14 protein-coding genes are annotated in these 12,503 nt (G+C 69.7%); 3 read left to right on the top strand and 11 right to left on the bottom strand.

Translation table 11 applies throughout. The features are described 5' to 3' along the window. Positions 1–25: 25 nt before the first annotated feature. Genes rsfS through AC3WLB_RS14620 form a run of 5 tightly spaced genes read right to left on the bottom strand, consistent with a single transcriptional unit; the run spans position 26 to position 3,773 of the window. Positions 26–397, bottom strand: coding sequence for a ribosome silencing factor (rsfS, locus tag AC3WLB_RS14640; RefSeq protein ID WP_022895241.1), 372 nt, complete (start codon positions 395–397; stop codon positions 26–28). A 28-nt stretch (positions 398–425) separates the two neighbouring features. Then, positions 426–1,568 carry a hypothetical protein gene (locus AC3WLB_RS14635; RefSeq protein WP_492507154.1) on the bottom strand — a complete coding sequence of 381 codons (1,143 nt, stop codon included), beginning with the start codon at positions 1,566–1,568 and terminating at the stop codon, positions 426–428. Further along, entirely contained in the window at positions 1,565–2,200 is a 636-nt protein-coding gene (gene nadD, locus AC3WLB_RS14630; RefSeq protein ID WP_022895239.1) for a nicotinate-nucleotide adenylyltransferase, read from the bottom strand. The genes AC3WLB_RS14635 and nadD overlap by 4 nt, the downstream gene beginning before the upstream one ends. A gap of 9 nt (positions 2,201–2,209) precedes the next feature. Beyond that, on the bottom strand, positions 2,210–2,437 hold the full coding sequence (locus AC3WLB_RS14625) for a hypothetical protein (protein WP_022895238.1): 228 nt from the start codon (positions 2,435–2,437) through the stop codon (positions 2,210–2,212). Between the two features lie 55 nt (positions 2,438–2,492). Next, a complete protein-coding gene (locus AC3WLB_RS14620; RefSeq protein WP_492507151.1) occupies positions 2,493–3,773 on the bottom strand; it encodes a glutamate-5-semialdehyde dehydrogenase in 1,281 nt (426 codons plus the stop codon). A 51-nt stretch (positions 3,774–3,824) separates the two neighbouring features. Between AC3WLB_RS14620 and AC3WLB_RS14615 the strand changes: the two genes are divergently transcribed. Next, the gene (locus AC3WLB_RS14615) at positions 3,825–4,748 is read left to right on the top strand and encodes an EamA family transporter (RefSeq protein WP_492507149.1); all 924 of its coding nucleotides are present in this window, start codon (positions 3,825–3,827) and stop codon (positions 4,746–4,748) included. A 42-nt stretch (positions 4,749–4,790) separates the two neighbouring features. Here the strand turns inward: AC3WLB_RS14615 and proB are convergent, their stop codons facing one another. The 4 genes from proB to rplU form a co-directional block, all read right to left on the bottom strand. Beyond that, complete coding sequence (gene proB, locus AC3WLB_RS14610) at positions 4,791–5,585, bottom strand: glutamate 5-kinase (protein WP_492507147.1); 795 nt, start codon at positions 5,583–5,585, stop codon at positions 4,791–4,793. Next, a complete protein-coding gene (gene obgE / locus AC3WLB_RS14605) occupies positions 5,582–7,090 on the bottom strand; it encodes a GTPase ObgE (RefSeq protein WP_492507145.1) in 1,509 nt (502 codons plus the stop codon). Before obgE ends, proB begins: the two co-directional genes overlap by 4 nt. A 103-nt stretch (positions 7,091–7,193) precedes the next feature. Then, the gene (rpmA, locus tag AC3WLB_RS14600; protein ID WP_022895563.1) at positions 7,194–7,451 is read right to left on the bottom strand and encodes a 50S ribosomal protein L27; all 258 of its coding nucleotides are present in this window, start codon (positions 7,449–7,451) and stop codon (positions 7,194–7,196) included. A 13-nt stretch (positions 7,452–7,464) separates the two neighbouring features. Beyond that, positions 7,465–7,773, bottom strand: a complete 309-nt coding sequence (gene rplU, locus AC3WLB_RS14595) for a 50S ribosomal protein L21 (protein WP_022895564.1) — start codon at positions 7,771–7,773, stop codon at positions 7,465–7,467. 158 nt (positions 7,774–7,931) lie between these two features. On the opposite strand from rplU, the gene AC3WLB_RS14590 reads away from it, so the two are divergent. Further along, complete coding sequence (locus tag AC3WLB_RS14590) at positions 7,932–8,204, top strand: DUF4031 domain-containing protein (RefSeq protein ID WP_022895565.1); 273 nt, start codon at positions 7,932–7,934, stop codon at positions 8,202–8,204. A 79-nt stretch (positions 8,205–8,283) separates the two neighbouring features. Here the strand turns inward: AC3WLB_RS14590 and AC3WLB_RS14585 are convergent, their stop codons facing one another. Further along, positions 8,284–11,133 (bottom strand): Rne/Rng family ribonuclease, encoded by a 2,850-nt coding sequence (locus tag AC3WLB_RS14585; RefSeq protein WP_492507142.1) that lies wholly within the window; start codon positions 11,131–11,133, stop codon positions 8,284–8,286. A gap of 264 nt (positions 11,134–11,397) precedes the next feature. Here AC3WLB_RS14585 and AC3WLB_RS14580 point away from each other — a divergent pair, with 264 nt between their 5' ends. Next, positions 11,398–12,012: a vitamin K epoxide reductase family protein gene (locus AC3WLB_RS14580; protein WP_492507140.1), complete on the top strand. Its 615-nt coding sequence runs from the start codon at positions 11,398–11,400 to the stop codon at positions 12,010–12,012. A gap of 12 nt (positions 12,013–12,024) precedes the next feature. On the opposite strand, the gene ndk is transcribed toward AC3WLB_RS14580, so the two are convergent. Next, complete coding sequence (gene ndk / locus AC3WLB_RS14575) at positions 12,025–12,447, bottom strand: nucleoside-diphosphate kinase (protein ID WP_492507138.1); 423 nt, start codon at positions 12,445–12,447, stop codon at positions 12,025–12,027. Positions 12,448–12,503: the final 56 nt, after the last annotated feature.

Below are 12,503 nucleotides of genomic sequence, written 5' to 3'. Positions count from 1 at the left end.
AGGGCTGCTTGGAACCATCTCGCGATCACGCATCCGCAGCCGTCACCTGCAGGGGAACCACCGGGCAGTCCTTCCAGAGCCGCTCCAGCGAGTAGTACATGCGGTCTTCCTCGTGGAAGACGTGCACGACGAGATCACCGAAGTCGAGCAGGATCCACCGGCCCTCCGCCATGCCCTCGCGGCGCACCGCCTTCACCCCGGTCTCACCGAGGCGATCCTGGATCTCCTCGGCGATGGCGATGACGTTGCGCTCGTTGCGCCCGGAGGCGAGCAGGAACACGTCGGCGAGCGGTAGAGGTCCTGACACGTCGAGGGCGACGAGGTTCTCGGCCTGCTTGGAGTCGGCCGCCGAAGCGGCGAGCTGTGCGAGTTCGATCGCGGTGCTGGATGCAGTCACAAAGACTTTCTGGTGTCGATGGTGGGCGTCAGAACACCCGGAAGACGAAGACGGCCAGCAGCAGGCTGACGACGCCGACGGCGAGCACACCCGCCGTGACGGCGAGCACGACGGGCGCGTTGGCACGGGCCCGCTTCGGAGGGGCGATGAGCGAGGTGCTCGAGGTGTTCGTGCTGATGGCACGGCTCGCAGCGACGGGGGCGACATCGGATGCGCCCGCCTCGTGCTCGGAGCGATCCAGCAGCGTGTCGAGATCGTTCGACTCGAGACCGGATGCAGGGGCACCGGTCGCACCGAAACTCGCCGGCAGGTCGATCGAACCGGTGATGATGACCTCACCGGTCTCGTCGAGCGCGGTGCCGACGTCGCCGGAACCGGGCACGTTCGGCAGCACGAGCGCGCTGGTCGTGGAGATGGAGTTGGTGGCCGCGGTGTTGCGCAGCGAGATGAGGTCGTCGAAGGACGAGGGCAGCTCGTCGCTCGATGCCGCAGTACGCTCCGCCGGGCTCTGGAACATCGGGGCGAGGGTCGGCTCGGCCGCAGCGGCCTTGCGCTCCTCGGCCTCGACGTGCGCGGCCGCTTCGGCGGTGGGATCGACCGCCGGAACCGGCACGTCGATCACCATCTGCTCGACCACGGTCTCGCCGGTGTCGTCCGTGGTGGTGACGATCTCGGCGTGCTCGGCCTCGTCGTCGTCGCCCTCGTCGGCGAACTGGAGGTCGTTCTGCGACGACGGCACCAGCACGGGCTCCGACATCGGCACGACGTCGATGACGGGCTGCGCCACCGTGGCGGGCTCGCTGTCGTCGAGCTCGTCGTCGGAGTGCACGATCTCGGGGATGATCGTGTCTTCCTCGACCGGCTCGGCAGCACCCGGCTCAGCGGCGACCGGCTCGGCCGTGCTGGCCTCGGCCGGCTCAGCAGCGGCGGCCTCGGCCGGCTCATCGGCCGGCCCCTGGGCGCGCACCGCGCGTCGGGACGGCGCACCCGCATCCGTCGACACCACACCGGCAGCAGCCGCCGTGGCAGCCTCTTGCTGGGCCTGCGCCTTGCGCGCGGCCTCAGCCTCTTCTGCCGCCTTCGCGTCGGCCTCGCGCTCCTTGCGCGGTTTCTGACGCTCCAGCTCGCGTAGCTGCCGCCGTGTCAGCGGCGGCTCTTGGGACGAACTCATTCAACACTCCGATATAGATGGTGCTTGGTGATGTACTGAACGACACCGTCGGGTACCAAGTACCACACCGGAAAACCCCGGCCAACCCGGCCGCGACAGTCAGTGGACGATATCGCAAGCGCCGGAACTTCCAAATAGCTTACGTCCTGGCGCGGTAAAGACGAAATGGCGAAGGTGTGACCTGGCCGGGAGACCGCCACGAAATGGGCGAGTTCCCACAGCTCGTCGACGTCTTTCCAGTTGAGGATCTGCGCGATGGCGTCGGCTCCCGAGATGAAGAAGAGGTCGGCGTCGGGATGCGCGGCCTGAAGATCGCGCAGGGTGTCGATGGTGTAGGTGACACCACCGCGGTCGATGTCGACCCGGCTCACCGTGAACCGGGGGTTCGACGCGGTGGCGATGACGGTCATGAGGTAACGGTGCTCAGCCGGGGTCACCGGCTGCTTGTGCCACGGCCGCCCGGTGGGCACGAACACCACTTCGTCGAGGTCGAAGGAGGTCGCGACCTCGCTCGCCGCCACGAGGTGCCCGTGGTGGATGGGGTCGAAGGTGCCGCCCATCACGCCGATGCGGCGCCGCCGCTCGTGCCGCTCCGCCGTTGGAGCATCCGCACGGCGCGAATCGATCGTCATCCGCCGGTACTAGTGATCCGCACCCGTGCGGTCGGCGTGGCCGTGCACGTCGTGGGTCTGGGCGAACTTCGCCGACTTCTGCGGGTGACGGTTCGCCACGTCGCGGTAGCTCCACGTGACGACCGCCAGCGCGATGAAGATCACCGCGGCGATGATGCCGAACACGATGGGCGGGAAGGGGAGCTGAACCGGCTCGTCGACACCGACAGCAGCGAGCACGGTGACCAGTACAGACATCTCTTCTCCAGAAGTTCAGCGCGGGGAAATCGAATGAAGCTCTTCTACGATACCGCTAACTGCGGAACTGCCCCGAACCACGCCCCAGCCACTTGGTGCTCGTGAGCTCCGGCAGCCCCATCGGGCCGCGTGCGTGCAGCTTCTGCGTCGAGATCCCCACCTCGGCACCGAAACCGAACTCGCCCCCGTCGGTGAACCGGGTGGAGGCGTTCACCATCACCACGGCCGAGTCGACCTCGTTGAGGAAACGCTCCGCGTTGCGCAGGTCGTTGGTGATGATCGACTCGGTGTGATGGGTCGAATACCGGCGGATGTGCGCCATCGCCTCGTCGACGTCGCGCACCACCCGCACGGCGAGGTCGAGGCTCATGTACTCGGTCTGCCAGTCCTCCTCGGTGGCGGGCAGTGCCGCCGGGAACAGGGCGCGTGTGGCCTCGTCGCCGTGGATGGTGACGCCCGAGTCGGCGAGTCGGGCGAGCACCGGGCCGAGCAAGCGTGCTGCCGCATCCTCGTGCACCAGCAGGGTCTCGAGCGCGTTGCACACGCTCGGCCGCTGCACCTTCGCGTTGTGCACGATGTCGACCGCCCACTGCTCGTCGGCGCTGGCGTCGAGGAAGACGTGCACCACTCCGGCGCCGGTCTCGATCACGGGCACCTTCGACTCGGTCACCACCGTCTCGATCAGCTGCGCGCTGCCGCGCGGGATGAGCACGTCGACCGCACCCCGCGCCTGCATCAACCGCTTCGCGCCGTCGCGGCCGAACTCGTCGATGGTCTGAACGGATGCGCGGGGCAACCCCGCCTCCGCCAGAGCGCCCTGGATGAGCTCGACCAGCACGCGGTTCGTGTTCTCGGCAGCAGAGCCGCCGCGGAGCACCACTGCGTTGCCGCTCTTCACCGCGAGGGCGGCGATGTCGACCGTCACGTTCGGCCGCGCCTCGTAGATGGCGCCGACCACGCCGAACGGCACCCGCACCTGGTCGATGCGCAGACCGTTCGGGAGGCTCCGGCCGCGCACCGTCTCCCCCACCGGATCGGTGAGCGCGATGATCTCGCGCACCGCGGCGGCCAGCGACACCAGGCGCGCCTCGTCGAGCCGCAGCCGGTCTTGCAGCGCGGCCGAGAGGCCGTTCTCGCGCCCGTTGGCGAGGTCGAGGTCGTTCGCCGGCACGACGCGCTCGGCACCGCCCTCGATGGCGGCGGCGATCGCCTCGAGCGCGCGGTTCTTGCGGTCGGTGGTGGCGGTGGCGAGCTCGAGCGACGCGGTGCGTGCAGCGGCCAGCTTCTCGTCGAATCCCGACGCGACGACAGTCTCCAGAACGGTAACCTCAGACATGCCAGAAGTCTACGCGCCCGCCGGGGAGCGCCCGCCGGGGAGGGGTGCCGTGTGATCGTCGTCGTACTCCTGAGCGTGGGCTCGAGCCTGTTCTACGGCACCTCCGACTTCCTCGGCGGCCTGGCCGCCCGGCGCCTCGCGGTGCTGCCGGCGACGCTCCTCAACTACCTCTGCGGCACCGCGGTGCTCGCGGTCGCCTTGGGCTTCGGCGGCTGGCGCTGGACGACGGATGCCACCCTCGCCGGCACGGCCGCCGCCCTGTTCGCGATCGTCGGCTTCATCACCTTCTACGCGGCGATGGCGATCGGGCCGATGAGCCTGCTCTCGCCGGTGGTGGCGCTCATCCAGGCGCTCGTGCCGGTGGTGGCCGCGCTCGTCACCGGGCAGGGCCTCAGCCCCCTCGGCTGGGGCGCGGTGGGGCTGGCGGTGGTGGCGACCATCCTCATCTCCCGGCAGCACGTGACCGCGACCGTGCGGGTGACGCTGCCGGGCGCCGTGCTCGCGGTGGTCTCCGGGGTGATGCTCGGCGCGTCCGTCGTCGCCCTCGACGCCTCACCGGGCGACTCCGGGCTGCTGCCGGCGTTCCTCGAGATGGCGGGCGGAGTGGTGGTGCTGGCGCTGCTCATGGGCGTGCTGCGGCTCGTGCGGCGGGAGATCCCGTGGTTCGCGGCGCAGGCGGAGCACGCGCCGGAGCCGGAGGTCGCAGCGACCGTACCGGTGCGGCAGCTCGGCATCTCGCGGCGCGGGGCCTGGCTGGCCGCGGCGTCGGCCGGTGTGCTGCTCGGCGGCGCGAATGCGCTCCTGATGAGCGCCCTGCACGCCGGGAACCTCGCGGTGGTCTCGGTGCTGTCGAGCCTCTACCCGCTCGCCACCGTGCTCCTGGCGGCGATCGTGCTGCGCGAACGGGTGTCGCCCATCCAGGTGCTCGGCATCGCCCTGGCGATCCTCGCCGCGGTGGTGCTCAGCCTCTCCTGACGCCCGCGCGCACCGACCGCGCCCAGGAGCGGGGTGGGGGAACTAGAGCGGGTGGGGGTGGAAGAAGGTGCCGAGTTCGGCGCCGGCGAGGGCGTCGGCGACGTGCGTGGTCGCGGTGACGAGCACGGCGGTGCCGGCCGCGGCGGCGAGGCGGGCGGCCGAGACCTTGGTGGCGGCTCCCCCGGTGCCGACGCCGGCAGCGCCGATGTCACCGAAGGTCACTCCGGCGAGGTCGTCGCCCACGGGCACGTCGTCGATGCGCACCGCGCCCGGCTCCTGGGGCGGGCGGGTGTAGAGGGCGTCGACGTCGGAGAGCAGGATGAGGGCATCCGCCCCGACCAGCTGCGACACCAGCGCCGCGAGACGGTCGTTGTCGCCGAAGCGGATCTCGTGGGTCGCCACCGTGTCGTTCTCGTTCACGATGGGCAGGATGCGGAGGCCGAGCAACCGGTCGACGGCTCGCTGGGCGTTCGACCGGTGAGTCGGGTTCTCCAGGTCGCCCGCCGTGAGGAGCACCTGGCCCGCCACGATGCGGTAGCGGTCGAGGCTGTTCTGGTAGCGGAAGATGAGCACGTTCTGCCCCACGGCCGCCGCGGCCTGCTGGGTGGCGAGGTCGTTGGGGCGGGCGTCGAGCTTGAGGTAAGGCATGCCAGTCGCGATGGCTCCGGAGGAGACCAGGATGATCTCGGTGCCACGCGCATGGGCGGCCGCCAGGGCGTCGACCAGCGGTTCGATCTGGCCCGTGTTCTCGCCGCTGATCGACGACGAGCCGACCTTCACGACGACGCGCCGCGCATCCGGGATGCCGGCGCGGGAGAGCACGGGGCGACGCGTCACTGCTCGTCCTCGTCCTGCCAGAGCCCGGCCTCCTTCTCGCGCACGAGCTCGGCGCGTGCCTCGGCCTTGGCGTCCATGAGGTCGAAGTAGTCTTCACGGCGCTGGCTGCTGGTGCGACGACGATTGCCGTCGAGCCGGGGGTCGGTTCCGCGCGGGCTCGTGACCAGCTCGGCGGTGGAGGTGAGCGTGGGCTCCCAGTCGAACACGACGCCGTTGCCCCGGCCGATCACGACGGCGGAACCCGCCACCGCGCCGGCCTTGAAAAGCTCGTCCTCGACGCCGAGCTTCGCGAGCCGGTCGGCCAGGAAGCCGACGGCCTCGTCGTTGGTGAAGTCGGTCTGCTGCACCCAGCGTTCGGGCTTGGCACCGATGATGCGGTAGACGTTGCCGTGCGTTCCGCCCTCGACGCGGATGACGAAGCCCGCCTCGTCGACGGCACGCGGCCGCATGACGATGGTGGCCGGCTTCGGGTCGGCGGCCGCTGCCACACGGGCGTTCTCGACCAGCTCAGCGAGAGCGAAGGACAGCTGGCGCAGACCCTCGTGGCTCGCGGTGGAGATCTCGAACACGCGGTACCCGCGGGCCTCGAGGTCGGGCTTGACGAAGTCGGCGAGCTCGCGGGCCTCTGGCACGTCGATCTTGTTCAGGGCGATGAGCTGGGGCCGCTCGAGCAACGGGAGCTGCCCCTCGGGCACCGGGTAGGCGGCCAGCTCGGCCAGGATGATGTCGAGGTCGCTGATCGGGTCGCGACCGGGTTCGAGGGTGGCGCAGTCGAGCACGTGCAGCAGCGCGCTGCAGCGCTCCACGTGCCGGAGGAACTCGAGCCCGAGACCCTTGCCCTCGCTCGCGCCCTCGATGAGGCCCGGCACGTCGGCGACGGTGTAGCGCACCGACCCGGCCTGCACGACGCCGAGGTTCGGGTGCAGGGTCGTGAACGGGTAGTCGGCGATCTTCGGCTTGGCGGCCGAGAGCGCGGCGACGAGGCTCGACTTGCCGGCCGACGGGAAGCCGACCAGGGCCACATCGGCGACCGTCTTCAGCTCGAGGACGACGTCGCCCTCCCAGCCCTCGGTGCCGAGCAGCGCGAAGCCCGGAGCCTTGCGCTTGGTGGTGGCGAGCGCGGCGTTGCCGAGGCCGCCCTGGCCCCCCTCGGCGACCACGAAACGCATGCCGGGCTCGGCCATGTCGATGAGCTCGACGCCGTCGGCGTCTTTGACGACGGTGCCTACAGGTACGCCGAGCACCAGCTCGTCCCCGTTACCACCCGAGCGGTTGTCGCCCATCCCGGGGCCACCGTTCTCGGACGAGATGTGCGGATGCCGGTGGAAGCCGAGCAGCGTCGTGGTCTGCGGGTCGCTGACCAGCACGATGTCGCCGCCGTGCCCGCCGTTGCCGCCGTCGGGGCCCGCGAGCGGCTTGAACTTCTCGCGGCGCACCGACACGCATCCGTTGCCGCCGTGGCCCGCCTTCAGATGGAGGGTGACGTGGTCGACGAAAGTCACCATTCCGGTTCCCTCATGTCTTTCTGCTGGGCGGTGCTCATTGCTGGGGGGAAAAAGCGACGGGCGGGCCGAAGCCCGCCCGTCTGGGTCTTGCCTGCCGCGAGTTCTACTCGGCGGCTGCGACGATGTTGACGACCTTGCGGCCACCCTTCGTGCCGAACTCGACCGAGCCGGCCGACAGGGCGAACAGCGTGTCGTCGCCACCACGGCCGACGTTCACGCCGGGGTGGAAGTGGGTGCCGCGCTGGCGGACGATGATCTCGCCCGCGCCGACGACCTGGCCACCGAAGCGCTTCACGCCGAGACGCTGGGCGTTGGAGTCACGACCGTTGCGAGTGGAACTCGCACCCTTTTTGTGTGCCATCTGTCTGCGATCCTTACTTGATTCCGGTGACCTTGACGCGGGTGAGCTCCTGGCGGTGGCCCTGGCGCTTCTTGTACCCGGTCTTGTTCTTGAACTTCTGGATGACGATCTTCGGGCCGCGGAGGTCTTCGAGAACCTCGGCGGTGACCTTCACCTTGGCCAGCGACGAGGCGTCGGAGGTGATGGTGTCGCCGTCGACGAGAAGCACGGCGGCGAGCTGGATGTTGCCGTCTTTGTCAGCCTTGATGCGGTCGAGGGTGACGATCGAGCCGACCTCGACCTTTTCCTGCCGACCACCGGCGCGCACAACTGCGTAAACCAATTTGGGTACCTAACTCTTCTTGGGGTCTTTCTCAAGCGCGATCTGCGGCGCGGGGAAGTCATGGCGTTCAGAAGAGCAGAGCTCTACGCACACCAGCGGTCAAGCTTACATGATGCGGAGATTTCGATCAAACCGATCGGGATGCGATACTCGGCTCCGTGACGGTGTTGATCGATCGCCCCATGTGGCCGGCCCATGGACGCATCTGGGGGCACCTCGTGAGCGACGAGTCCCTCGCCGAATTGCACGCCTTCGCCGAACGCGCGGGACTCCCGTCACGCAGCTTCGACCTCGACCACTACGACGTGCCGGCCGAGCGCTACGACGAGCTCGTGGCCGCCGGCGCCCTCCCCGTCTCCTACCGCGACCTGGTGGTGCGCCTGCGCGACTCGGGTCTGCGCATCCGGGGCAAGGATCGCCCCGGCCACTGACCCTCGTCGCGACCCGTCGATTGTGGCCCTAAACCTGCGGTTTTAGGGCCACAATCGACGGGTCGCGAGGAGGAGGAGGTCAGGGCGCTGGGTCGACGGGAGCCGAGACGGCGGCCGTGGAGACCCGGCGGCTGCGCGAGCGGCCCTGGCCGGGCTGCTTGGGCTCCGGGAGGGCGTCGAGCACGGAGTCGAGCAGCTCGGTGGCGTTCTGCGGGGCGACCCGCGGCGGGCGAGCAGCCTTCTCGAGCGGGATGTCGAGGATGGCGAGCGCCGGCTCGGCCTCGCCTGCCGGCGGCGCCGACGGCTCGGTCGGGGCGTCGAGTGCGGTGGCTTCTGCGTTCGCCGCCGGCGACTGCTCGGCCGGCGCGCCCTCGGCAGGAGCGGTCGCAGCAGGAGCGCCGGATGCCCCGGCCGCCTCCTCACCACTCTCGGGCTTGCTGTGGCGTGCCTTGCGACGCCGCGACGACGAGCTGGCGGCGCGGGCGGTGTCGGGCGCGGCGGCACCGGATGTGCGCGCTCCCGACTGGGCGTCTCCCGGCTGTGCCTCGTCGGCCGCAGGCGCGCCCACGGATGGCTGATCCGACGTCGCGGCCGGAGCCGCCTCGCCGATCGCAGTCGGTGCTTCTGTGACGGGTGCGCCTGCGGCCGGCGCGGCGGGAGCCGAATCGGCATCCTTCTCGGCGGGCTTGTCGTGGGCGTGCGCCGCAGCGATGGTGGAAGCCGCGATCTGCGCGAGCGCGTTCTTCGCGTCGGCGGTGATGGCGTGCGTGCCACCGTTGCCGTTGCCCGACCCGTTCGACGACCCGTTCGACGGACCGCTGGGCCCGACGCCGTTTCCGCCGTTGCCGCCTCGGCCACGCCGGCTGCCGCCCGCGGGCTGCTGCTGGCCGCTGCCGCCGCGGTGCTTCACCACGGGGTCGTGGTGGATGATGATGCCGCGGCCCGCGCAGACCTCGCACGGCTCGCTGAACGACTCGATGAGTCCGAGGCCGAGCTTCTTGCGGGTCATCTGCACGAGGCCGAGCGAGGTGACCTCGGCCACCTGGTGCTTCGTGCGGTCACGCGAGAGGCACTCGATGAGCCGCCGCAGCACGAGATCGCGGTTGCTCTCCAGCACCATGTCGATGAAGTCGACCACGATGATGCCGCCGATGTCGCGCAGGCGCAGCTGCCGCACGATCTCCTCGGCCGCCTCGAGGTTGTTCTTCGTGACGGTCTCCTCGAGGTTGCCGCCGGAGCCGACGAACTTGCCGGTGTTGACGTCGACGACCGTCATGGCCTCGGTGCGGTCGATGACGAGCGAGCCGCCGGAGGGCAGCCAGACCTTGCGGTCGAGCGCCTTCTCGATCTGCTCCGACACGCGGTACTCGTCGAACGCATCCTTCTCGCCCTCGTACCGCTCGACGCGGTCGAGGAGGTCGGGCGCGACGGCGCGGAGGTAGTTCTCGATGGTCGCCTGCGCCTCGTCGCCCGAGATGACGAGCTTGTGGAAGTCTTCGTTGAAGACGTCGCGCACGATCTTGATCAGGAGGTCCGGCTCGGAGTGGAGCAGGTGCGGGGCCTGCTGCTTCTGCACCTGCTGGCTGATGTCGGCCCACTGGTTGGTGAGCCGGGTCACGTCGAGGGTGAGCTGCTCCTCGGTGGCGCCCTCGGCGGCGGTGCGCACGATCACGCCCACGTTCTCGGGCAGCACCTCCTTCAGGATGCGCTTCAGCCGCGCCCGCTCGGTGTCGGGGAGCTTGCGCGAGATGCCGTTCATGGAGCCGTTGGGCACGTAGACGAGGTAGCGGCCGGGCAGGCTCACCTGGCTGGTGAGACGCGCGCCCTTGTGGCCCACCGGGTCTTTCGTGACCTGCACGAGCACCGTGTCGCCCGACTTCAGGGCGAGTTCGATGCGGCGCGGCTGCGAGCCCTTGCCCTCGTTCGCCTCGGCGGCCGCCTCCCAGTCGACCTCACCGGAGTAGAGCACGGCGTTGCGGCCACGGCCGATGTCGACGAAGGCGGCCTCCATGCTCGGCAGCACGTTCTGCACGCGGCCGAGGTAGACGTTGCCGATGAGCGAGGCGTCCTGCGCCTTCGCCACGTAGTGCTCGACCAGGACACCGTCTTCGAGCACGGCGATCTGGATCTTGTTGTTCTTCGCCCGCACCACCATCTGGCGGTCGACCGCCTCACGGCGGGCGAGGAACTCGGCCTCGGTGATGACCGGGCGGCGGCGGCCCGCGTCACGGCCGTCACGCCGGCGCTGCTTCTTGGCCTCGAGCCGGGTGGAGCCCTTGACGCGCTGCGGCTCGGTGATGAGTTCGGGCTGGCGCTCCTCGCGCGGCGAGCGCACCTTGACCACGGTGTTCGCCGGGTCGTCGCCGCCCCCGCGGTTCTCGTCACCGGCGCGGCGGCGCGAGCGGCGGCGCACGTTCGGGGCGTCGCCGGACTGGTCGTCGCGGTCACGCGGGTCGCGGTCACGCGGCTCACGGTCACGCGGGTCGCGGCCCTCCCGGGGCGGCAACGGCGGCAGGTCGGGCAGATCGGGCGCCTGGAAGATGAGCGAGGTGGTACTCAGCGCGCGCACCGCCGGCTTGTCGGCGACCGGCGGCAGCACGGTACCGGCGGCCGACGAGAACGGCGAAAGGCCGGGCTCGTCGTCGTGGCCGCCGAGCCCCTCGACCGTCGGCGTCGGCGCGGGCGCCTCGAACACCGGCGCGTCGGTCACCGGCGCATCGTGCGTCTCGGCGGCGACCGGAACGTCGTTCACGTCGGGTGCGGCCGGCAGTTCGGGCTCGGGAGCCGCGGGCGGGTTCTCAGGAGCAGCGGATGCCCGGGCATCCGTCTTCTTCACCGCCCGGCGCGAGCCGAACAGTCGCGACTTGCGACGACCTGTTCCCTCTCCGTTGTTTCCGCCATTGTCATTGTCTGAAATTCTCTCCACCATCTCTGGTGCACTCCTTGCCAGCCGGAGGCTCTCGCCTGCCGGCAGGTACTCTCACGAGCGAAGGTTCGCGTTCGCGAATGCTCCGCCAATCTCGTTGACCAACGCGCGGTTTCGCGCTTTTTCGTTTTCGGTTCCCGGGCCGCGCGGTGCGCAGCGGGACCGATAAGTCTTCTTCAGAAGCTCCACGTCGATCGTGGTCTTCCTGCACCGATTATCGCACGCATTCTCAGATTGCTCGCGATTGGCCTGTGCAACAATCGGAGCGTGCCAGCCGAGACCGCGCCATACCGCCGCCCGATCGGCTTCGCCGTCTTCCTCGTGGTGGCGGGCGTGGTGGGCTGGTATTCCTCGTTCGATCTCACGCTCGAGAAGATCCAGACCCTCATCAACCCGGACTACGTACCCACCTGCAACATCTCGCCGCTCGTCACCTGCGGGCCGAACATGGCGAGCTGGCAGGGGTCGCTGTTCGGCTTCCCCAACCCCGTCATCGGGGTGGCGGCGTTCGTGGCGCCGATCGTCGTGGGGGTGGCCATCCTGGCCGGCGCCCGCTTCGCGAAGTGGTTCTGGGTGCTGTTCAACCTCGGGTTCGCGCTCGCGCTGGTGTTCGTCATCTGGCTGATGACGCAGAGCATCTTCGTGCTCGGCACTCTGTGCCCCTACTGCATGCTCGTCTGGTCGGTCGTCATCCCGCTGTTCTTCTACGTCACCGCCTTCAACGTGAAAGAGGGCAACTTCGGCAACGGTACGGCGAGCCGGGAGGTCGGGGCGCTGGTCTGGCCGTGGATCTGGATCCTGGCGCTGCTCGGCTACCTCGTGATCGTGGTGATGGCGCAGCTGCGGCTCGACGCCATCACCTCGATCATCCAGAGCCTGTAGGCCGCGCGGGGCTCAGTCGAACCAGAGGGCGAGCTCGCGGGCGGCCGACTCGGGCGAGTCACTGCCGTGCACGAGGTTCTGCTGCACGGCGAGGCCCCAGTCGCGGGCCAGGTCGCCGCGGATGGTGCCGGGGGCGGCCGTGGTGGGGTCGGTGGTGCCGGCGAGCGAACGGAAGCCCTCGATCACGCGGTTGCCGGCGATCCGGAGCGCCACGACGGGCCCGGACTCCATGAACTCGACCAGCGGCTCGTAGAACGGCTTGCCCTGGTGCTCCCCGTAGTGCTGGGCGAGCAGCTCGCGGTCGGGCTGGAGCAGCTTGACGTCGACCAGCTGGTAGCCCTTCGCCTCGATGCGGCGCAGGATCTCGCCGGTGAGGTTGCGGGCGACCCCGTCGGGCTTGACGAGGACGAGGGTTTCTTCGACGTGCGTGGTCACGATGATCCTTCCGGGGGTTGCCGCGTCGCGCGGCACGAGTAATCCGTGAACACCCT

The organism is Herbiconiux sp. FW305-C-125 (genome assembly GCF_058783455.1).
The sequence above is the reverse complement of the archived record's forward strand: the minus strand, read 5'-3'. Positions and strand labels throughout refer to the sequence as shown.